The organism is Exiguobacterium sibiricum 7-3, assembly GCF_000620865.1.
Classification (GTDB): domain Bacteria; phylum Bacillota; class Bacilli; order Exiguobacteriales; family Exiguobacteriaceae; genus Exiguobacterium_A; species Exiguobacterium_A sibiricum_A.
Map to the genome: position 1 here is coordinate 1,141,592 of NZ_KK211190.1, position 21,296 is coordinate 1,162,887.

General features: G+C 47.8%; 23 protein-coding genes. 21 read left to right on the plus strand and 2 right to left on the minus strand.

The window, feature by feature from the left end:
• Positions 1-3 precede the first annotated feature (3 nt).
• Entirely contained in the window at positions 4-192 is a 189-nt protein-coding gene (gene rpmB / locus P402_RS16840; RefSeq protein WP_012370787.1) for a 50S ribosomal protein L28, read from the minus strand.
• A 283-nt stretch (positions 193-475) separates the two neighbouring features.
• Between rpmB and P402_RS0106680 the strand changes: the two genes are divergently transcribed.
• The 11 genes from P402_RS0106680 to rnc all read left to right on the plus strand — a co-directional run bounded on the left by P402_RS0106680 (position 476) and on the right by rnc (position 10,652).
• Positions 476-838, plus strand: a complete 363-nt coding sequence (locus P402_RS0106680; RefSeq protein WP_026827974.1) for an Asp23/Gls24 family envelope stress response protein — start codon at positions 476-478, stop codon at positions 836-838.
• Positions 839-863: 25 nt separating this feature from the next.
• Positions 864-2,537: a DAK2 domain-containing protein gene (locus tag P402_RS0106685; protein ID WP_026827975.1), complete on the plus strand. Its 1,674-nt coding sequence runs from the start codon at positions 864-866 to the stop codon at positions 2,535-2,537.
• A 91-nt stretch (positions 2,538-2,628) separates the two neighbouring features.
• Complete coding sequence (gene sdaAB, locus P402_RS0106690; protein WP_026827976.1) at positions 2,629-3,291, plus strand: L-serine ammonia-lyase, iron-sulfur-dependent subunit beta; 663 nt, start codon at positions 2,629-2,631, stop codon at positions 3,289-3,291.
• 4 nt (positions 3,292-3,295) lie between these two features.
• Entirely contained in the window at positions 3,296-4,192 is an 897-nt protein-coding gene (gene sdaAA, locus P402_RS0106695) for an L-serine ammonia-lyase, iron-sulfur-dependent, subunit alpha (protein ID WP_026827977.1), read from the plus strand.
• The gene (recG, locus tag P402_RS0106700; protein ID WP_026827978.1) at positions 4,176-6,206 is read left to right on the plus strand and encodes an ATP-dependent DNA helicase RecG; all 2,031 of its coding nucleotides are present in this window, start codon (positions 4,176-4,178) and stop codon (positions 6,204-6,206) included. Before sdaAA ends, recG begins: the two co-directional genes overlap by 17 nt.
• 85 nt (positions 6,207-6,291) lie before the next feature.
• A complete protein-coding gene (gene fapR, locus P402_RS0106705) occupies positions 6,292-6,861 on the plus strand; it encodes a transcription factor FapR (RefSeq protein WP_012370781.1) in 570 nt (189 codons plus the stop codon).
• A complete protein-coding gene (plsX, locus tag P402_RS0106710) occupies positions 6,858-7,853 on the plus strand; it encodes a phosphate acyltransferase PlsX (protein ID WP_026827979.1) in 996 nt (331 codons plus the stop codon). Before fapR ends, plsX begins: the two co-directional genes overlap by 4 nt.
• 13 nt (positions 7,854-7,866) lie before the next feature.
• A complete protein-coding gene (gene fabD, locus P402_RS0106715; protein ID WP_026827980.1) occupies positions 7,867-8,787 on the plus strand; it encodes an ACP S-malonyltransferase in 921 nt (306 codons plus the stop codon).
• Positions 8,784-9,515: a 3-oxoacyl-[acyl-carrier-protein] reductase gene (fabG, locus tag P402_RS0106720; protein WP_026827981.1), complete on the plus strand. Its 732-nt coding sequence runs from the start codon at positions 8,784-8,786 to the stop codon at positions 9,513-9,515. The genes fabD and fabG overlap by 4 nt, the downstream gene beginning before the upstream one ends.
• Before the next feature lie 69 nt (positions 9,516-9,584).
• Entirely contained in the window at positions 9,585-9,824 is a 240-nt protein-coding gene (gene acpP / locus P402_RS0106725; protein ID WP_012370777.1) for an acyl carrier protein, read from the plus strand.
• Positions 9,825-9,881: 57 nt separating this feature from the next.
• A complete protein-coding gene (gene rnc, locus P402_RS0106730; protein WP_034769816.1) occupies positions 9,882-10,652 on the plus strand; it encodes a ribonuclease III in 771 nt (256 codons plus the stop codon).
• A 49-nt stretch (positions 10,653-10,701) separates the two neighbouring features.
• Here the strand turns inward: rnc and P402_RS0106735 are convergent, their stop codons facing one another.
• On the minus strand, positions 10,702-10,902 hold the full coding sequence (locus P402_RS0106735) for a DUF1128 family protein (RefSeq protein ID WP_026827983.1): 201 nt from the start codon (positions 10,900-10,902) through the stop codon (positions 10,702-10,704).
• Positions 10,903-11,028: 126 nt separating this feature from the next.
• On the opposite strand from P402_RS0106735, the gene smc reads away from it, so the two are divergent.
• From smc to ylqF, 10 genes are all read left to right on the plus strand, one after another.
• Entirely contained in the window at positions 11,029-14,598 is a 3,570-nt protein-coding gene (gene smc / locus P402_RS0106740) for a chromosome segregation protein SMC (protein WP_034769819.1), read from the plus strand.
• Positions 14,595-15,599, plus strand: a complete 1,005-nt coding sequence (ftsY, locus tag P402_RS0106745; RefSeq protein ID WP_026827985.1) for a signal recognition particle-docking protein FtsY — start codon at positions 14,595-14,597, stop codon at positions 15,597-15,599. Before smc ends, ftsY begins: the two co-directional genes overlap by 4 nt.
• A gap of 101 nt (positions 15,600-15,700) precedes the next feature.
• Positions 15,701-16,021, plus strand: a complete 321-nt coding sequence (locus P402_RS0106750; protein ID WP_026827986.1) for a putative DNA-binding protein — start codon at positions 15,701-15,703, stop codon at positions 16,019-16,021.
• Between the two features lie 11 nt (positions 16,022-16,032).
• On the plus strand, positions 16,033-17,385 hold the full coding sequence (gene ffh / locus P402_RS0106755; protein WP_026827987.1) for a signal recognition particle protein: 1,353 nt from the start codon (positions 16,033-16,035) through the stop codon (positions 17,383-17,385).
• 95 nt (positions 17,386-17,480) lie between these two features.
• A complete protein-coding gene (gene rpsP / locus P402_RS0106760) occupies positions 17,481-17,756 on the plus strand; it encodes a 30S ribosomal protein S16 (protein WP_012370770.1) in 276 nt (91 codons plus the stop codon).
• 89 nt (positions 17,757-17,845) lie between these two features.
• On the plus strand, positions 17,846-18,355 hold the full coding sequence (gene rimM / locus P402_RS0106765) for a ribosome maturation factor RimM (RefSeq protein ID WP_026827988.1): 510 nt from the start codon (positions 17,846-17,848) through the stop codon (positions 18,353-18,355).
• A complete protein-coding gene (gene trmD, locus P402_RS0106770) occupies positions 18,352-19,080 on the plus strand; it encodes a tRNA (guanosine(37)-N1)-methyltransferase TrmD (RefSeq protein WP_026827989.1) in 729 nt (242 codons plus the stop codon). The genes rimM and trmD overlap by 4 nt, the downstream gene beginning before the upstream one ends.
• Positions 19,081-19,192: 112 nt before the next feature.
• Positions 19,193-19,546, plus strand: coding sequence for a 50S ribosomal protein L19 (gene rplS, locus P402_RS0106775; protein WP_012370767.1), 354 nt, complete (start codon positions 19,193-19,195; stop codon positions 19,544-19,546).
• Between the two features lie 100 nt (positions 19,547-19,646).
• On the plus strand, positions 19,647-20,186 hold the full coding sequence (gene lepB / locus P402_RS0106780; protein ID WP_026827990.1) for a signal peptidase I: 540 nt from the start codon (positions 19,647-19,649) through the stop codon (positions 20,184-20,186).
• A 214-nt stretch (positions 20,187-20,400) separates the two neighbouring features.
• Positions 20,401-21,267 (plus strand): ribosome biogenesis GTPase YlqF, encoded by an 867-nt coding sequence (ylqF, locus tag P402_RS0106785; protein WP_026827991.1) that lies wholly within the window; start codon positions 20,401-20,403, stop codon positions 21,265-21,267.
• Positions 21,268-21,296 lie beyond the last annotated feature (29 nt).

Here is a 21,296-nt window from a genome sequence, read left to right on the forward strand (position 1 = left end):
GCCTTATACGCGTTCGACTTTACCTGATTTGAGCGCTCGAGCTGAAACCCAAACCTTTTTAGGTTTACCGTCAACGAGGATACGTACTTTTTGTACGTTGATTCCCCAAGTGCGTTTCGTTTTGTTCAATGCGTGTGAACGGTTGTTTCCCGACTTCGGCGATTTCCCAGTAACGTAGCATTTACGTGCCATGTGTTCCGCCTCCTTTTATGTTGTTTTGCGTTCGTCCTAATAGACACTTTGCTATCTTAGCATGCTGTTAAGACGGTTGCAACATAAAAAAAGTAGCTGACAAGAAAAAAACTTGACAGACAACCTCAAAATTTAAAATAATGAATGAGGATGATGGTAAAAGTTCATTTGACCGCTACTATTTTTCACATATTCATTGTATAGTCAGTACGGCGACTTTTCAATAGTAGGTCCTTATAGTAGAATTATGAGAAGAACACAATTAACAAAGGGGGCTACTCAAGTGGCGATCGAGATGAAAACGACTTATGGAAAAATTGACGTAGACAACGATGTCGTTGCGCAACTTGCAGGCGGAGCAGCGATGGAATGTTTTGGTGTCGTTGGTATGGCATCCCAGTCGCAAATCAAAGACGGACTGGCTGAACTGCTGAAACGCGAAAACTTTGCACGTGGTGTCATCGTGCGGCAGGTATCGGAACAAGTTCACATCGATATGCATATCATTGTTAGTTACGGAACAAAAATCTCAGAAGTCGCAAACAACGTCCAGAGCCGTGTGAAGTATTCACTCAGCCAGGCACTTGGTTTAGAAGTGACATCTGTAAATATTTTTGTCCAAGGAGTCCGCTTGACGAATGTCTAAGGCGGGAATAGAGGAGGAAACTTTAGTGAGCGTAGATCGTTTAACAGGAGCGCAACTGGTCAAAATGATCCAGAATGGCGCAGCGAATCTCTATCAAAATGCGGATTTTGTCGATTCGCTGAACGTTTTCCCGGTCCCAGACGGTGACACGGGAACAAACATGAACTTGACAATGACGTCGGGTTCGAAAGAAGCAACAAAAACAACGACAGATTCAGTCTCAGAAGTCGCCACGGTTTTTGCACGTGGTCTTTTAATGGGCGCACGCGGGAACTCAGGCGTTATCTTAAGCCAACTGTTCCGTGGTTTCTCGAAATCAATCGAAGGAAAAGATGCGATTGATACAAAGGAATTCGCAGATGCCTTGCAAAAAGGGGTCGACACAGCGTATAAAGCAGTCATGAAACCTGTCGAGGGAACGATTTTGACAGTGGCACGCGAGACAGCTGTCGCAGCGATTGCCCAGTCAGAAACAACGACCGATTTACTTGAGTTGATGCGCGGTATCGTTGAAGCGTCAAAAGTATCACTCGAAGGCACACCAGACTTGTTACCTGTACTTAAAGAAGTCGGCGTCGTTGATTCCGGTGGTCAAGGACTTGTTTGTATCTATGAAGGATTCCTTGCGACACTCGAAGGAAAAGAACTTGAAAAGCCGCATGCACCGGTCATGGAAGCACTCGTCGAAGCAGAGCATCACAAATCGGCTCAAAGCTTCATGTCGACGGAAGAAATTCATTACGGCTACTGCACGGAAATCATGGTTCGTTTCCAGGACGATAAGCTGGCGAAAACACCATTCAGCGAAGAAACATTCCGGAACGAGCTCGCGGAATTCGGAGATTCATTACTCGTCGTTGCAGACGAAGAGTTATTGAAGGTCCATGTTCACGTCGAAACACCGGGTGAAGTCATCACGAAAGGTCAACGTTTTGGTGAACTCGTTGCCGTCAAGATTGAAAACATGCGTCAACAGCACTCGACGATCCTCGAAGAAGAGGGTATCAATCAAGTGGCAGCTCCAGTCGCGACGAAAGCGAAAGCACAGTCAGCACTTGTGACGGTAGCGATGGGCGAAGGAATCAGCGAACTCTTTAAATCACTGGGTGTCAGTGTCGTCATCGAAGGCGGACAAACGATGAACCCGTCAACGGAAGACATCGTCAAAGCAATTGAAGATGCACACGCGGAACATGTCTATGTCTACCCGAACAACTCGAACATCATCATGGCGGCAGAACAAGCGGCATCAGTTGCCTCTTGTGGTGTGACGGTCGTCAAGTCGAAGACGGTACCTCAAGGACTTGCCGCGACAATCGTCTACAATCCGGAAGCGACAGTCGTCGAAAATGAACGTCATATGATGGATGCGATCGCAGCGGTTAAATCCGGTCAAGTCACATATGCAGTCCGCGATACGAGCATCGATGGTGTCGAAATTAAAAAAGATGATCATATGGCGATTGCTGAAAAGCAAATCATCGCAACGGATCGTTCGAGTCTAGGTGCTGTCAAGAAGCTTGTTGACACACTTGTTACGGACGAAGACGAAATCATCACAGTCCTATTCGGTGAAGGTGTGGCACAAGAAGAGGTCGACGAACTTGTTGCTTACATCGAATCCATTAATCCGGAAGCGGAAGTAGAAGTACATGACGGAAAACAACCGCTTTACTCGTATATCTTGAGCGTCGAATAATATAAAACGTGAACGTACCTTTTCACATATCCCACCATCTGCGATAATAGAGGTGGGATTTTTGTTTAGTTGGAAGAGAGGGGAAAAGAAGATGAAGTACCGGAGTGTATTTGATATCATCGGTCCGATCATGGTCGGACCATCCAGTTCGCATACGGCGGGGGCAGCGCGAATTGGATTAATGGCAGGGAAACTGTTTGGCGAACAGCCGACGGATATTACGATTACGTTTTATGGGTCATTTGCGGACACGTACCGGGGACACGGAACGGATGTCGCCATTATCGGCGGTGTCTTGGGGTATGATACGTTTGACGACCGGATTCCGGAATCCATCAAGATTGCGGAACAAAAAGGAATCCGGATTCATTTTGAAACGAGTGAGGCATTGACGGACCATCCGAATACGGCACGTGTTCATTTGACGGATGGACAGGCGGAGTTTGAACTCGTGGGTATTTCAATTGGCGGGGGAACGATTGAGATTACCGAGTTGAACGGTGTCCAGTTAAAGTTGTCAGGCGGTGGACCGGCCTTGATCGTCCTGCATCATGACCGCTTCGGAGCGATCGCAGCCGTCACAAGTATTTTGGCCGATTATGAAATCAACATTGGCCATATGGAAGTATCGCGTCATGAAAAAGGCAAGCAGGCATTGATGGCCATTGAAATCGATGACCGGATGCCAACTGCCGTTCTCGAAGAAATCAACCGGTTACCACAAGTCGAGCGTTCTGTCATGATGGGAGAGTGAAGAGATGTTTAAATCCGTAAAAGAACTCGTCGCACTGGCGACTGAAAAAAATGTACCGATTTCAGAAATCATGATTGAACAGGAAATGACTGTTCGGCACCTCGAACGGGATGAAGTCCTCGGGATGATGGAACGGAATCTGGAAGTAATGGAAGCAGCGGTTGAACGTTCGCTGACAGGAGACGGCGTCGAGTCCGTTACCGGTCTGACCGGCGGCGACGCTGTCTTGCTGCAACGATACCGCGCGAGCGGTCAAGGGTTATCCGGTGATCTGTTGTTAGATGCCGTCAGTAAAGCGATTGGAACAAATGAAGTTAATGCTGCAATGGGAAAAATCTGTGCGACACCGACAGCCGGTAGTGCGGGCGTCGTCCCGGGAACGTTATTCGCAGTTCGGGAACGCTTGAATCCGAGTCGCGAACAGATGCTGCGTTTCTTGTTTACATCCGGTGCATTCGGCTTCGTCGTTGCGAACAATGCGTCCATTTCCGGAGCAGCGGGCGGATGTCAGGCGGAAGTCGGTTCGGCAACGGCAATGGCGGCGGCGGCAATCGTAGAAATGGCTGGTGGAACACCCGATCAATCGGCCCACGCATTTGCGATCGCCCTTAAGAATATGCTCGGACTCGTCTGCGATCCGGTTGCGGGACTCGTTGAAGTACCGTGCGTGAAACGAAATGCCATGGGCGGAGCGAATGCGCTTGTTGCAGCCGATATGGCGTTAGCGGGAATCACGTCACGGATTCCGTGTGACGAAGTCATTGGCGCGATGTATGAAATCGGTCAAATGATGCCATCCGCTTTACGGGAAACCGCAAAAGGCGGACTTGCCAACACACCGACCGGGCGTTGGCTCGAATCAAAAATCTTTGGGGAACTCTCGAATGAATCCATCAAATAAAGTAACTGCATTAAAAGGAGTCGGGCGGGATTTAGCCCGTAAACTTGAAGAAATGGATATGCTGACGATTGCGGACGTGCTTGAGCACGTCCCGTTTCGTTATGACGATTTTGTAACCGGCAGTCTGACAGAGGCCATCCATGAAGACAAGGTGAAATTCACGGGACAGGTCCAATCAGAAGCGCTTGTCCGTTATTACGGAAAAGGAAAAAACCGGTTGACGTTCCGGCTGCTTGTCGAAGACCGTTACAGCGTTACCGTGACGATGTTCAACCGTGCCTTTTACAAAGATCAGTTGAAACTCGGCGAAGAAGTGACGGTCAGTGGAAAATGGGACTTACACCGGATGACGATTTCGGCAACGGAATTACAATTCGGAGCGATTGAAGGGGAATTGACACCGGTCTATTCGCTAAAAGGAGATATGCGGATGAAGACATTCCGGCGGGTCGTTGAACTGGCTTTTGCCGAAAGTGAAACACTCGAAGAACGCATTCCGGATAACATTCGCAAAACGTACCGATTACTGGATCGCATGACGATGTTGCGCCGGTTACATTTTCCGACGACCCGTCAAGACTTGACGACTGCCCGAAGAAGTTATGTGTATGAAGAATGTCTATATTTCCAACTGAAGTTGCAGACGTTACGTCTTGGGAAACGAAAGGGACAAGGTCTTGCTCTTCCGTTATTTCAGGAAGACATCGATCAATTCATCGCGACGTTACCTTTCCCGCTCACGGGAGCACAACAACGAGTGACAGAAGAAATCTTAGCCGACATGCATCGATCGGAACGGATGAATCGGCTTCTCCAAGGGGACGTCGGAAGCGGGAAAACGGTCGTGGCCGCCATTGCTCTTTTTACTGCCGTCCGTGCCGATAAACAGGGTGCATTGATGGTGCCGACAGAGATTTTAGCGGAACAGCATGCCTCATCACTTGCCCCACTACTTGAGCCGTTCGGGATCAAAGTCGGATTATTGACGAGTTCCGTCAAAGGGAAAAACCGATTGCTCCTACTGGAAGCATTACGGCAAGGTGAAATTGATGTGTTGGTCGGGACCCATGCCTTGATTCAAGATACAGTCGTCTTTAAGGATCTTCATCTTGTCATTACGGATGAACAGCACCGGTTTGGTGTCGAACAACGAAAACGCCTCCGGGCGAAAGCAGATCAGGCAGATGTTCTTTATATGACGGCAACACCGATTCCACGGACACTAGCGATTTCCGTGTTTGGCGATATGGATGTCTCAATCATTGACGAGATGCCGGCAGGAAGAAAAGAAATTGAAACTTATTGGGCAAAACCGGAACAAATGGAACGTGTCTTCGGATTTGTCGAAAAAGAGTTACTGCTCGGTCATCAAGCGTATATCATCACGCCACTGATTGAGGAATCTGAATCACTTGATGTTCAAAATGCAATCGAACTGCATTTGCTTTTGACAGAACGGTTTTCAGCGCAACGTGTCGGATTGATGCACGGCCGGCTCAGTTCGTCAGAAAAAGACGACGTCATGCAGGCTTTTAAGGAAAATCAAGTACAAGTCCTGGTCTCGACAACCGTCGTCGAAGTCGGTGTCAACGTTCCGAATGCCTCGATCATCGTCATTTACGACGCGGAACGGTTTGGTTTAGCACAATTGCACCAGTTACGTGGTCGGGTCGGGCGGGGAGCTGCCCAATCATTTTGTATCCTGATTGCCGATCCGTCTTCCGACACAGGAAAAGAACGGATTAAAACGATGACAGAGACAAACGACGGATTTAAGTTAGCTGAAAAAGATTTGGAATTACGAGGGGCCGGGAACTTCTTCGGAACCGAGCAAAGCGGGTTGCCCCGATTCGTGCTGACAGATCCGGCACTCGATATCCAAGTGATGGAGACTGCACGAAACGACGCAGTTCGCCTGTTACGTTCTGATGCCTTTTGGCAACATCCGGAGTACGCGGTTTTACGGCAATACATCGAACAGCAGGGACTGCTGGACGGAGAAAGAATCGAATAATACTTGAAAGTGAACAACAAGGGATATATACTACTATTAGTACCAGGTAATAATGGTAGACATCCTTCTTGTGGGAGGAACGTACATGCGGGTACCTAAAAAAGAGCGACAAACTGAATTACAGCATACAATTGAACAAAATCCGTTCATTACGGACGAAGCACTAGCAACTCATTTCAACGTCAGTATCCAAACGATTCGTCTGGACCGGATGGAGATGAAGATTCCGGAATTACGTGAACGAATTAAACACGTCGCGACGGAACGGTTGGATGATGTGCGTACATTGACTGAAAATGAAGTCATTGGTGATATGATTGACCTGAAACTGGATACATCGGCGATTTCGATTTTAGAAATCCTTCCGGAACACGCGTTCAGCCGAAATGCGATTGCCCGCGGACATATTTTGTTTGCTCAAGCCAATTCATTGGCAATCGCCTTGATTGATGATGAACTGGCCTTGACGACGAAAGCCAATGTCCAGTTCACACGGTCCGTTCATGTTGGTGAACGTGTCGTGGCGAAAGCATTCGTCAGCTCGCATCGACAAGATGGACGATCGGACATCAATGTCGAGAGTTTTGTCGGCGACGAGTGTGTGTTCATCGGTGAATTCACGGTGTATCGAAGTAGTAAGGAGGAATCAAAATGATTTTAGCAGTAGACGCAATGGGAGGAGATCATGCTCCACGCGCCATCGTAGAAGGAGTCGTTCAATTTTTAGCGGAACGTCCAACGGAACAGATTGAAATTCGGTTGGTTGGCGATGAATTAAAGTTACGTTCGTATGACATCAAGGATCCACGTGTGAAAATCGTTCATGCCGCATCCGTCATTACCGGAGAAGACGAACCGGTCCGCGCAATCCGTCGCAAGAAAGATAGCTCACTCGTGGTGGCTGCAAACCTGGTGAAATCAAAAGAGGCAGATGCTTTGATTTCAGCAGGCAACACGGGTGCACTCATGACAGCCGGATTGTTTGTGATCGGTCGGATCGAAGGAATTGACCGTCCGGCATTAGCGCCGACTTTCCCGACACGAAATGGAAAAGGGGTCGTCATCTTAGATGTCGGTGCCAATCCAGATGCAAAAGCAGAACATCTTTTGGATTATGCGATTATGGGGTCGGTCTACGCAGAACAAGTCAGAGGAATTAAACAGCCGAAAGTGGCATTGCTGAATATCGGATCAGAAGCCGGTAAAGGCAATGCCCTGACGAAAGAGACCTATCCTCTGCTTGAGACCGCTCCCATCCATTTTGTCGGTAACGTTGAGGCGCGAGAAGCGATGAGCGGTGAAGTAGATGTCATCGTAACTGAAGGTTTTGCCGGAAATACGCTGTTAAAGAGTACAGAGGGTGCCGCTAGTATGATCATGGGCGTCATGAAAGAACAATTCATGAGTTCGTTCAGTTCAAAAATTGCGGCCTTGATTCTAAAGCCGAAACTGAAAAAAATGAAACAACTGCTTGCTTATGAAGAATACGGCGGAGCCGGATTGTTCGGGATTGCCGCTCCGGTCATCAAAGCACACGGCTCAAGTAATGCCTATGCATTCAGCCGGGCGTTGGCACAAGCAGAACAGATGGTTGAACAACAGGTAGTCACAAAAATCATCGAGGCAAAGACAACGAAAGAAATCTAAAGGGGTGAGACGGATGGGTAAAACGGTTTGGATGTTTCCAGGTCAAGGTTCACAAATGCCAGGAATGGGACAAACGCTTCTACATCATGAAGAGTCACGTCAAGCATTGATGGACCTTGGGACACGGATTGGTCTCGATTTAACGGATTTATTGACGACGGGGACAAAAGAAGATTTGAAGCCGACAGAAATCGCACAACCTGCCATCGTTGCACACAGCACGCTGCTTGCGAATCGTTATGCGGCACTTGGTCATCGACCGGACTTCGTACTCGGACATAGTGTCGGAGAGTACAGTGCACTCGTTGCAGCGTCTGTGTTAACAGCAAGTGAAGCGGTTTACCTCGTTCGTGAACGGGGTAATCTGATGAATCAAGTGACAGGCGGTACGATGGCAGCTGTCATCGGGCTGAACGATGTCGAAGCCGCACATCATGCGGTCGAGTCCATCGCGGCAACAGGAGAGATCGTCCAAATCGCAAACTACAACTGTCCGGGACAATTCGTGATTTCAGGACAAGTTGCAGCTGTCGAGACGGCGACTGCGAAATTAAAAGAGTTGGGTGCGAAACGTGTCCTTCCGCTTGATGTATCGGGAGCGTTCCACTCGTCGTTAATGACTCCGTTCGCCTCACGATTTGAAGATATCTTGGTTTCTTCACCTTTCCAGACGGCGAAAACAAAATTCATCTCGAACGTCGATAGTGATTTTCACGATCAGCCAGATGAATTGATTCGTTTACTGGTTCAACAATTGTATTCACCGGTTCGTTTTGAATCCTGTGTGGAAAAATTGATTGAAGAGGGTGCGGATACATTTATCGAATTCGGTCCGTCGTCACCACTGAGTGGTCTCGTCAAGCGGATTAAAAAAGATGTCAAGATCGTCAGTATCACGACACTTGAACAATTGGAAGCGGAGGCGATTCGTTGAATAAAGTAGCACTCGTAACCGGTGCATCACGCGGAATCGGAGCCGCTATCGCCAAACGATTGGCGACAGACGGATTCCGGATTGTCGTGAACTACGCCGGGAATATAGCAAAAGCAGAAGAAGTCGTATCGTCTATCGTCGATGCGGGTGGTGAAGCCATCGCCGTCCAAGCAGACGTTGCAGACGCCGAACAAGTGAAAGCATTGCTGAAGACGACACTGGATACGTACGGTCAGCTGGATTGCGTCGTCAACAATGCCGGTATCACGCGGGACGGTCTGTTGATGCGAATGAAAGAAGCAGATTTTGACGCCGTTCTGAACACGAACTTAAAAGGTGCGTTTCTTGTGACGCAAGCGGCGACGCGTCCCTTGTTGAAATCGAGCGGCCGCATCATCAATATCGCTTCCGTCGTCGGGATCACCGGTAATCCGGGTCAAGCCAACTATGTGGCGGCAAAAGCCGGTCTGATCGGATTTACGAAGTCGGTCGCCCGTGAACTGGCGAGCAAAGGCGTTACGGCAAATGCGATCTGTCCTGGTTTCATTGAAACCGATATGACGGATGAATTGACAGAAACACAACGCAATCAGACACTCGACCAAATTCCGTTAAAACGATTTGGTCAGACGGAAGATATCGCGTCGCTCGTCAGTTTTATCGCGTCAGACAATGCCCGTTACATCACTGGTCAAACTTTGGCAGTCGATGGCGGCATGACAATGTAAGTGAACTGTGGTACTACTTTGCCAAATTGGCAATCATCTTATATACTCAACTCATGGAGGGATTTTCAAATGACAAAAGAACAAATTTTAGTAGACGTGCAAGAAGCAATCGCAGAGAAGTTAGGCAAAGAACAGAGTGAAATCACACTCGACAAATCGTTTAAAGACGATCTCGGAGCAGATTCACTTGAAGTCATGGAACTCGTTATGGATCTCGAAGACAAATTCGAAATCACAATCGAAGATGACCAAGCAGAAAACCTAAAAACAGTCGGCGATGTCGTCAGCTACATCGAAACACAAGTCTAATACATGAAGCTGGCCCACCGCGTTTTTGCGGTGGGATTTAGCTGTTTAGGAGGCATTATGACGAATCAAAAAGGACGTCGTGTCCGAAAAGGACCGTATGTAAAGCGACGGAAAGACTCACGGGCTTTGGCACAAATTGAACAGAAATTCAGCCAGCTTCAAGAACGGCTGGATATTCATTTTGCGAATGTAGAACTATTGAAGCAAGCATTTACGCATTCTTCTTTTGTAAATGAACAACGTGAATCAGACGGAGATAACGAACGTCTGGAGTTTTTAGGCGATGCCGTATTAGAATTGACGGTCTCCAGGTATTTATTTCAGCACTATCCGGAACGTTCCGAGGGGGAATTAACAAAGCTGCGTGCGGCCATCGTGTGTGAGCCGTCACTGGTCCAGTTCGCGAATCATTATGAGTTTTCTGAAATGATTCTACTTGGTAAGGGGGAGGAACTGACAGGAGGAAGAAATCGTCCGGCACTACTAGCGGATGTGTTTGAAGCCTTCATCGGTGCCTTGTATCTGGACCAAGGGATTGAAGCTGCAGAACGATTCCTCGCCGAAGCGGTTTTTCCGAAAGTGGCATCCGGATTTTTTGAAGAACAAACTGATTTTAAAAGCCAGCTCCAAGAAGCGATCCAACGTGTCGGACTGGGGCAAATCGAGTATGAAATCATCGAAGAACGTGGTCCGGCGCACAGTCGTGAGTTCATCTCGCGCGTTCACATCGCGGATAAGCTAGAAGGCATCGGTACCGGTCGTTCGAAAAAAGAAGCCGAACAGCAGGCCGCTAAGCAAGCATTGCTGGAACTTAAAAACAGCTTCTGATATGAAAAAGGCACCCATTTTAAAATGGAGTGCCTTTTTGTGAGGAATCTTAAACGGTTTTGAGTGATTTCAGTTCATCGACGATAGCATCGACTTCTGCTAACGTCAAAGACTCACGCATCATGACGAAGTCATAAATCTCTTTTAAATCATCATTTTTCGTGCCGTCGAATTGTTCCGCCTTGATGACACCTTTGTTGATAATGTTTAATTTATCCAGAATGTCTACAATCATTTGTTCAATTGTCATGTCTTAAAATCTCCTCTTCATTTCTTTAAGCCTAACATTACCATAAAAGCTACCATTTTGTAGACCTTTCGGCTATGGTAAACTAAAAGAAAATCAAAAAGAAATTTAAACATATGGGTGGTCAAGATGTACTTAAAACGAATTGAAATCAATGGCTTCAAGTCATTTGCCAGTCGGACGGAGCTCGACTTCCTTCCGGGAGTCACGGCCGTCGTCGGACCAAACGGCAGTGGGAAGTCCAATATATCGGATGCTGTGCGCTGGGTGCTCGGTGAGCAATCAGCTAAATCATTACGCGGTGGGAAGATGGAAGATGTCATCTTTGCCGGAAGTATCACGGAACACCGGAAACAATTTGCGGAAGTCACGCTCGTGCTCGACAATGAGTCGGGGACTGTTGCCTTGCCGTATCAAGAAATCAATGTAACACGGCGTGTCAGCCGGAACGGTGACAGCGATTATTTTTTAAATAAAAAACCATGCCGATTAAAAGATGTTCTGGATTTATTCATGGATACCGGATTGTCGCGTGACGCGTTCGCCATCATCGGTCAAGGGCGGGTCGAACAAGTGATTTCCGGAAAACCGGAAGAACGACGTGCTGTCATCGAAGAGGCGGCAGGTGTCTTAAAATACCGCAACCGTAAAAAACAGGCTGAACGAAAGTTAACAGATACAGAAACAAATTTGTCACGGGTCGATGACATCTTATTTGAACTGGGTGGACGAATCGAACCATTACGGGAACAAGCATCATTGGCAAAAGAATTTTTAGTTGCCCGTGAACGGTACGACTTCTTGGAGCGGGGCATCATTGCAACCGAAATTCAACAATATAAGACACAACTCGCTGACGTGTCGACTGAAATCGAATCGTGCCAAACTCAATTATTGACTGAGCAAGACCGGTTACAAGATACGATCGCAACACGGGAAACGCAAGAAACGTCGCTAGAACAGACACGGCGACTTGAGACGGAAATGCAGGATCGTTTACGGCTTGTCTCGAATAAACTTGTTGAAATCGAAGGGGCATTGAACCTGGCGAAAGAACGGGAAAAACACGGGGCGGAAATGAAGGCGCGTCTGGAACAGGAAGTAGCAGTTGCTGAACAACGCGTAGCGCAAATCGAGCAAGAGGAACAGACGGTGCTGAGACAACAGCAACAGACTCAGCAACTGTACCTCGATACTGTCGCGCAACGGGAACAAGCCGATGCTGCCTTGTCTTACTCCGACCGGGATTTTGAAAAAGAGGCCGAACAATTACGTTCGGAGGCCTTTGAAGTGGCCAGCCGTCTGGCGGCGGCAACGAATGCTTACCATCGAGCCAAACAAGATCTTCTTCATGCAGAAGAACAGCAAATCAGTTTTTCTAAAAATGTCGGGTCAAAACAAACGGACCGATCGACGTATGAAGCGGAAACGATTCGTTTGGAACAACAGGTGGAAGAGTTACGGAACCGTTTAGAAACGTTGCGTCAAGAAGAACACGCACAACAAGACCGACATCGTCAGCAACAAGAGACGTTCCGGCAAATGGAGCAATCCATCATCGATCTCCACCGGCGTCGCGATAAGACAGAAGACCGGATTGAGTTTTTGGAATCCGTCAAAGCAGACTACAGTGGTTATTTCGGAGCCGTCAAAACCGTTTTGAAACAACGGGACCGGATTGCTGGGATCCATGGGGCTGTCGCGGAACTGATTACCGTTCCTGCCCGTTTTGAGGCGGCGATTGAAACCGCTTTGGGCGGAGCGATGCAAAATGTCGTCGTCGATACAGATGTGACAGGTCGGAAACTGATTCAGGAACTACGTCGGTTAAACGCCGGGCGGGCGACATTCATGCCGCTCTCGTCCATTCAGCGTCGTGAACTGAGTACTTCCGTGCAAGAAAGTCTATCGGGCATGTCCGGTTATCTTGGCGTCGCGAGTAATCTGGTCACGACACGAGAAGACTTCACAAAACTGAAAGATAATTTACTGGGGACGACACTGGTCGTTGAATCGCTTGAACAAGCCAATGCGATTGCCCGTTCGACAGGACATCGTTACCGGATCGTGACGCTCGAAGGCGACGTCGTCAACGTCGGGGGATCGATGACGGGAGGCAGTCGGAAAAAAGGAACACCTCTCTTCAGTCAGTCGCGTGAACTGGAAGAGTTGCAGACTGGATTAAAACAAGGTCAGGCTGTCATTCGGGAACAAGAGCGACGCCGTGATGAAATGAGAACGGCCATCACACAACTTGCCGGTTTACTTGAAGAAAACATCCGCAACATTCAATTGGTTCAGGCGCAATTGGAAAGTGTTCGTGAAGCCTGGACAGATGCGAAGCGTAGTCTCGCCGTCACCGCCTCGGAATTGTCGGTCCATGATGGTCAATTGAATCGTCTTGCTGAACAAGCAACCGAAGCAAAAACGATCATTGCAACATCAGAGCAGGACATGGAACAGTTGACGAAACGCCAAGGGGAACTGCGGCAGGCTCTCGATCAGCTGAAAGAAGCGCAATCACGCGGAGCTGTTGCAGTCGAGGAATTAAAACAACAACAAGCAGAAGCATTGCTCGAGGAACGGACGATCAGTATGACACGTGATCAAATCGATCGTGAAGTGACGCGTCTCCGGGAGACACTGAGTCATGCAAAATTAGAAAGAAGTCACAAACGGCGTGACTTGAAGCATGTTCTAGAAGGATTCGATGAAGCGAAGATTGATGCGCTGCATGTTGAAAAAATGCAGATGCAACAAGAACAAACTTCAGTCGAACACGAATTGACGCTTGTGACGAAAAAAATCCAGCAGGCAGCAGAAGATTTACGTCTGTTACGGATTCAGGAAGCGCAATTGACGGAAGCACGTCAGCGGACGACGCAACGCCTCGATCAAGCCCGGCTTGCCCAGGGACGACTCAGCACACGTCTTGAGACACGTCACGAAACACTGGAGGAAATGGGTCTGGTCGCGGATTTGATTCAACCATTAACCACTTCATTCGAGGAAGCCAAGGAAGAATTGCATCTCTTGAAACGGCAACTCGAGGAAATCGGGATTGTCAATCTCGGTGCCATCGAGGAATTTGCCGAAGTCGATCAACGCTTTACGTTTTTGTCGACGCAGCGTGACGATTTAGTCAGTGCGAAAACAGATTTGTATGCCGTCATCGAAGAAATGGACCGGGAAGTCGTTCGGTTGTTCAAACAGACATACACAGCCGTTCGCGAACATTTCCGGGAGACCTTCCGGGAATTGTTTGGCGGCGGGGAAGCCGACTTGATTTTAGTGGATCCAACCGACCTCTTGACGAGCGGTATCGATATCGTAGCCAAACCACCCGGCAAAAAGTTACAAAATCTGTCCTTATTGTCCGGTGGGGAACGTGCCTTGACTGCAATCGCCCTACTATTCGCCATCTTAAAAACACGACCAGTCCCATTCTGTGTCCTTGATGAGGTCGAAGCAGCACTCGACGAGGCGAATGTCGCCCGGTTTGGAGAATTCGTCCACCAACTGGCACGCGAGACACAGTTCATCATTATCACCCACCGAAAGGGAACGATGGAGTCCGCCGACGTCCTGTATGGCGTTACAATGCAACAAAACGGTATTTCCGAAGTATTATCCGTTAAACTAGAAGAAGCGAGACGGACACTCAGTGAAGAAGTAGAACCAAAGGGGATAAAAAAATGAGTTTCTTTAAAAAATTAAAAGATCGTCTGACGACATCCACGCAAGAAGTGACGTCGAAGTTTACGGAAGGCTTGACGAAAACACGGGACGGATTGGCGAATGCCGTCAACGATCTCGTCTACCGTTTCCGGGAAGTCGACGAAGATTTTTTCGAAGAGTTGGAAGAAGTACTGATTCAGGCCGATGTCGGTGTCACGACGACGATGGATCTCGTTGAAAAGTTAAAAGTCGAGGTCAAACGTAAAAACGTCAAGGATACAAAGGAAGTGCGTGACGTACTGGTCGAAGTCGTCGCCAACATGTTGGTAGAAGAGGAAGAATCGGAACTAGATCTCAGTCACGAACTCAATGTCATCTTATTTGTCGGTGTCAACGGCGTCGGGAAAACGACGACGATCGGTAAATTGGCGAACCGTCTGAAGAACGAAGGTAAAACGGTCATGCTCGCAGCCGGAGATACGTTCCGGGCCGGCGCCATCGATCAACTTCAAGTCTGGGGTGAACGTTCCGGTGTGCCGGTCATTCGCCAAGGTGAAGGGTCGGACCCGGCAGCGGTCATCTATGATGCGGTTCAAGCCGCTAAAGCACGAAAAGTCGACGTCCTGATTTGCGATACAGCCGGTCGACTGCAAAACAAAGTCAATTTAATGAATGAACTCGAAAAAGTAAAGCGTGTCATCGAACGGGAAATTCCGGGGGCGCCACACGAAGTATTGCTCGCCCTTGACGCAACGACCGGTCAAAATGCGATGGTTCAAGCAAAAGCCTTTAAACAAGCCACGGATGTCAGCGGGATCGTTTTGACGAAGCTCGACGGAACAGCGAAAGGCGGAATTGTCCTTGCGATTAAGAATGAGTTGGATTTGCCGGTGAAATTCGTTGGTCTCGGTGAAAAAATCGATGACTTACAACCGTTTGATGCCGAACAATTCGTCTATGGATTATTCGGAGATGTCTTTGAAGAAAAAGAAACCGTCGAAGAAGCCCGAGAAGAGGACTGACCACGATTTCCTTGTAAAGAAAAAAACTTGACAACACACTGTGAGGGCTGTACTATACTATCTGTAAAGGAATTTCACTTAACAACCGTGGAGGTGTTCGAATGACACTTGATAAGACGAACCGGATGAATTATCTGATTGACTTTTATCAGGAGCTTTTGACGCCGAAACAGCGGAATTATATGTCACTCTATTATTTAGATGACTTTTCGTTAGGTGAAATCGCCGATGAGTTTGAAGTCAGCCGACAAGCAGTCTACGACAACATAAAACGTACGGAAGCGATGCTTGAACAATATGAAGAACGACTGGGCTTGTTCGCAAAGTATGAACAGCGAAAGTTACTCCTTGATCAGTTGAAGCAACTAGACCTTCCGAGCGAAGCTCACGTGACCATTACGGCACTCGAGCAATTAGAGTAGGGGGCAATTTCATGGCATTCGAAGGATTATCGGAACGGCTTCAAGCCAGTCTCGCTAAAATGCGGGGTAAAGGTAAGATTTCTGAAGCGGACGTAAAAGAAATGATGCGTGAGGTTCGCCTTGCGTTATTAGAAGCTGACGTCAACTTCAAAGTCGTCAAACAATTCGTAAATGATGTGAAAGAACGTGCAGTCGGGCAAGATGTCATGACGTCTCTCACGCCAGGTCAGCAAGTCGTCAAAATCGTCCATGACGAATTGACGAAACTGATGGGGTCAGAAGTTTCTCCATTGACGTTATCGAACCGTCCGCCAACCGTCATCATGATGACCGGTTTGCAAGGGGCAGGTAAGACGACGACAGTCGGAAAACTTGCGAATCATTTACGGAAGAAACAAAATCGCAGTCCACTGCTCGTTGCAGCGGATATTTATCGACCGGCTGCGATCAAACAGCTCGAGACGTTAGGGAAACAACTCGAACTGCCTGTTTTCTCAATGGGAGATCAGGTCAGTCCACAAGAGATTGTCACTAATGCCCTCGACTATGCAAAAGAGCATCACCACGATATCGTGTTGATCGATACGGCGGGACGCTTACATATCGACGAGGACCTCATGCAGGAACTGGTTGATGTGAAAGAAATCGCCAAACCGAATGAAATCTTCCTTGTCGTCGATTCGATGACGGGTCAGGATGCCGTCAATGTTGCTGAAAGCTTTAATGAAAAGCTTGGTGTGACAGGTGTCATCTTGACGAAGCTCGACGGGGATACTCGAGGCGGAGCAGCACTCTCCATCAAGGCAGTCACCGGAGCACCGATTAAATTCGTCGGTCTTGGAGAGAAGCTGGACGCAATCGAGCCATTCTATCCGGAGCGGATGGCGTCACGGATTCTCGGCATGGGAGATATGCTGACGCTGATTGAAAAAGCGGAGTCTCAAATGGACGCGACACGTGCCAAAGAGCTCGAAGGCAAAATGCGCGATGCATCGTTCACGTTTGACGATTTCATCGAGCAGTTACAGCAAGTGAAACAGATGGGTCCTTTGGATGAGTTGTTAGGAATGATTCCGGGTGCCGGTAAAGGAAAGATGAAGGGTCTGAAAAATGCCCAAATCGATGAGAAGCAACTTGTTTATGTCGAAGCGATTATTCAATCGATGACAAAACGAGAGCGGACTGAACCGGAAATTCTCAATGCGAGTCGTCGGAAACGGATTGCGCGCGGCAGTGGTCGTAGCATTCAAGAAGTGAACCGATTGATCAAGCAATTTGAAGACATGCGGAAGATGATGAAACAATTCTCCGGCCAAATGGGCAAAGGGAAAAAGAAAGGCGGCTTTGGCCTCCCATTCTTCTAAAAGTCTTTTCACTTTTGCTGGAACGTTGTATACTAGTGAAGTTGTCAATTTGACTAAACGAAAAAAAACTATTTATTATCTGGAGGGACTTACGAATGGCAGTTAAAATTCGTCTTAAGCGCATGGGCGCAAACAAATCACCTTTCTACCGTGTGGTAGTAGCAGACTCACGTGCACCACGTGATGGTCGTTTCATCGAGCAAATCGGATACTACAACCCGGTTGCTAAACCAGAAGCAGAAGTAAAACTTAACGAAGAGCTTGCTCTTAAATGGCTCGCTGAAGGTGCTAAACCTTCAGACACAGTTCGTAACCTCTTCTCAAAAGCTGGTATCATGGAGAAATTCCACAACGCGAAACTCGCGAAGTAAGACGATTGGAGGTGAGCGAAAGCTTACCTCCTTTTTGTATGGCAAAATAATAACGGGAAACAAGACTTGTAAATAAGGAAGTGGAACAGATGGAATGGTTGGAAGTCGCAAAAATCGCCAACACGCACGGCTTGAAAGGCGAATTGAAACTACTGGCAAGCACAGATTTTCCGGAACAGCGCTTTAAAGTCGGCAACGATGTATTTTTAGAATCGAACGGAACATACACACCGTTTACGATCAGCAGTTACCGGAAACACAAACAGTTCATCATGGTGACATTCAAAGGAATGCAACACATCAATGATGTCGAGAAATATAAAGGCTCGAAGCTGTATGTTCAGCCGGAAGCCTTACAGGAGCTCGGGGAACATGAATTTTATTATCATGAAATCATCGGCTGTACGGTCTTCGACGGTGAAAACGAAATCGGTGTCGTCTCTGATATTTTAGAAACGGGAGCGAATGATGTTTGGACAATCAAACGTCCCGGTAAAAAGGATGTTCTGATTCCCTATATCGAACAAGTCGTCGCCTCGATCGATGTCGAAGCAAAACGGATTCAAATTACACCGTTACCGGGTTTGATCGAAGGATGAAGATTACGGTCATGACATTGTTTCCGGAGATGTTCACAGCGCTCAATCACTCGATTGTCGCCCGTGCCCAGGAAGAAAAGCGGATCGAACTGAACTATGTCAATTTCCGAGACTATTCAACGAATCGTCATGGGCGTGTCGATGATTCTCCATACGGTGGCGGGGCCGGAATGTTATTGACTCCCCAACCGATTTTTGACGCGATTGCGGCGTTACCAGAAGCAAACCGGCGAATCATTGCCCTAACACCGACGGGGCGCCGATTTGATCAACGTATTGCGGAGGAATGGTCAACCGAAACAGAACTCGTCTTTCTATGCGGTCACTATGAAGGATTCGATCAACGGATTCATGATGAACTGGTGACAGATGAAGTGTCGCTTGGAGACTTTGTTCTGACCGGTGGCGAGCTTGCAGCCATGACGATGATTGATGCGACCGTCCGCCTGTTGCCGGATGTTCTCGGAAAAGCTGCCAGTCATGAAGACGACTCGTTTTCGACCGGATTGCTCGAATATCCGCATTATACGCGTCCTGCCGATTTTCGGGGGTTAGTGGTTCCAGATGTTTTATTGTCCGGCAACCATGCCCGGATCGAGACATGGCGCCGCGAACAGGCATTGAAGCGGACGCTTGAACGGCGACCGGATTTACTTGAGCAGGCCGATTTGTCCGAGACCGACCGTCGTTACTTGCAATCAATTTCAGGATTGTCAAACGACTGAAACTGTGATAAGTTAAAACATGTGGCAAAAGCCACCTATTAACGATGTTCCGCTGTTGGATGCCAAGGGCAAATGAAGATACGAACATTGGTGAAAAAAGGAGAAATCATTCATGAACACACAACAATTGTTCCGTGAAATTACACAAGAACAAATCAAGTCAGACGTCCCTGCATTCCGTCCTGGTGATACAGTCCGCGTCCACGTTAAAGTCGTCGAGGGTACGCGTGAGCGGATCCAGCTTTTCGAAGGCGTAGTCATCAAACGTCACGGTGGCGGCATCAGCGAAACGTTTACAGTTCGTAAGATTTCTTACGGAGTTGGCGTTGAGCGTGCATTCCCGCTTCACTCACCACGTGTTGCGCAAATCGAAGTCGTTCGTTACGGTAAAGTCCGTCGTGCGAAACTTTACTACCTCCGTAACCTTCGCGGTAAAGCGGCTCGTATTAAAGAAATTCGTCGTTAATCATGTGAAAAAGTGGCTTGTCTCCGGACAAGCTTCTTTTTTTTATCGTTTATGCGTATACTAGGTTTAGGCAAGAGATTGAGTTGAAGGAGTGGAACGCGTGAAGGAGTTATTTAGTTGGATTAAGGCGCTGGTCGTGGCGCTCGTAATTGCGTTCATCATCCGAACGTTTTTATTTGTCCCGGTCATTGTGGACGGCGAATCGATGATGCCGACGTTACACAATTCGGACCGAATGATTGTCAATAAGGTTCCTTATTATTTCAATGAACCGGAACGGGGAGACATCGTCGTCTTCCATGCAACGGAAACACGGGATTACATTAAACGTGTGATTGCTGTTCCAGGTGATACGATGTACTACAAAGATGATACATTATACGTCAACGATAAAAAAGTCGAGGAACCTTATCTGAACGAGTTTAAGGCGCAGATGAATGGTGTTCCTTTAACAGAAGACTTTACATTGGAAGAAAAAACAGCACAAAAGACCGTTCCAAAAGGAAAAGTGTTTGTAATGGGAGATAATCGTCAAAACTCGAAAGACAGCCGGGACATCGGTTTTGTAGACGAAGACCAAATCGTCGGTACGACGAACTTCGTCTTCTATCCGTTTAGCGATGTTCGATCAGTCGATTGACGATTTCAGCCAGTAACTAAGAAACGGAGTTCACTGCATGTGGACTTCGTTTTTTTGTTCGGACCGTGACAGGGTTCTTTTCTGGCGAAAAGTTGCGTATACTAGAGAATGGATCGTTTCTCTCGAACAGGCAGTGGATCGGTCATACGAGACACGATGTATATATCGTTCATTATTAGCAGTCCAAGCACTATGAAAACTTGAGGTGGAAGAAATGACAATACAATGGTTCCCGGGACACATGGCGAAAGCACGCCGTGAAGTCACGGAAAAATTAAAATTGATTGATGTCGTCATCGAATTGGTGGATGCACGGTTACCGATGTCGAGCCGTAATCCGATGGTCGAGCAAATCACAGCAGGAAAACCGCGACTGATCGTCCTGAATAAATCAGACATGGCTGATGCCCGTCTGACCGAAAAATGGATGCAGGCACTCCGAAAGGACGGTGTCGACGTCGTCGCAGTCGATGCGAAGCACAGTAAAGGGTTAGGACAGATTCATGAAGGTGCCTTACGTCTGATGAAAGACAAACATGACCGGATGCGGGATAAAGGGCGGAATCCAAGTGCGATTCGAGCTTTGATCATCGGGATCCCGAACGTCGGGAAATCAACGTTGATCAATCGTTTGGCTGGACGGAACATCGCGATTACAGGAGACCGTCCAGGTGTGACGAAACGTCAACAATGGATCAAAATGAAGACGGGTGAGATGGAACTGCTTGATACACCGGGAATTCTCTGGCCGAAGTTTGATGACCAGCTTGTCGGCTACCGGTTAGCGGCAACGGGCGCCATTAAGGATGATATCCTGAATATTGATGATATTGCCTTGTTTGCCATCCGTGAGTTGATGACGCGTTATCCGGAACAATTAAAACTGCGTTATCGTCTCAAGGAAATCACGGGAGAAGCGGTTGATGTATTAGAAGCCATCGGAAAAAACCGTGGTTTCGTCACCGGCGGCTATGTCGACTTTGAGCGGACAAGTGAAATGTTGCTTCACGAGCTCCGAACGGAGAAAATTGGTCGGGTTACGCTCGAGACCGTTGAAGAGTGGGCGACCGTTACAGAATAAGACAGGCTTGGACTTCTCGAGATGAGAAA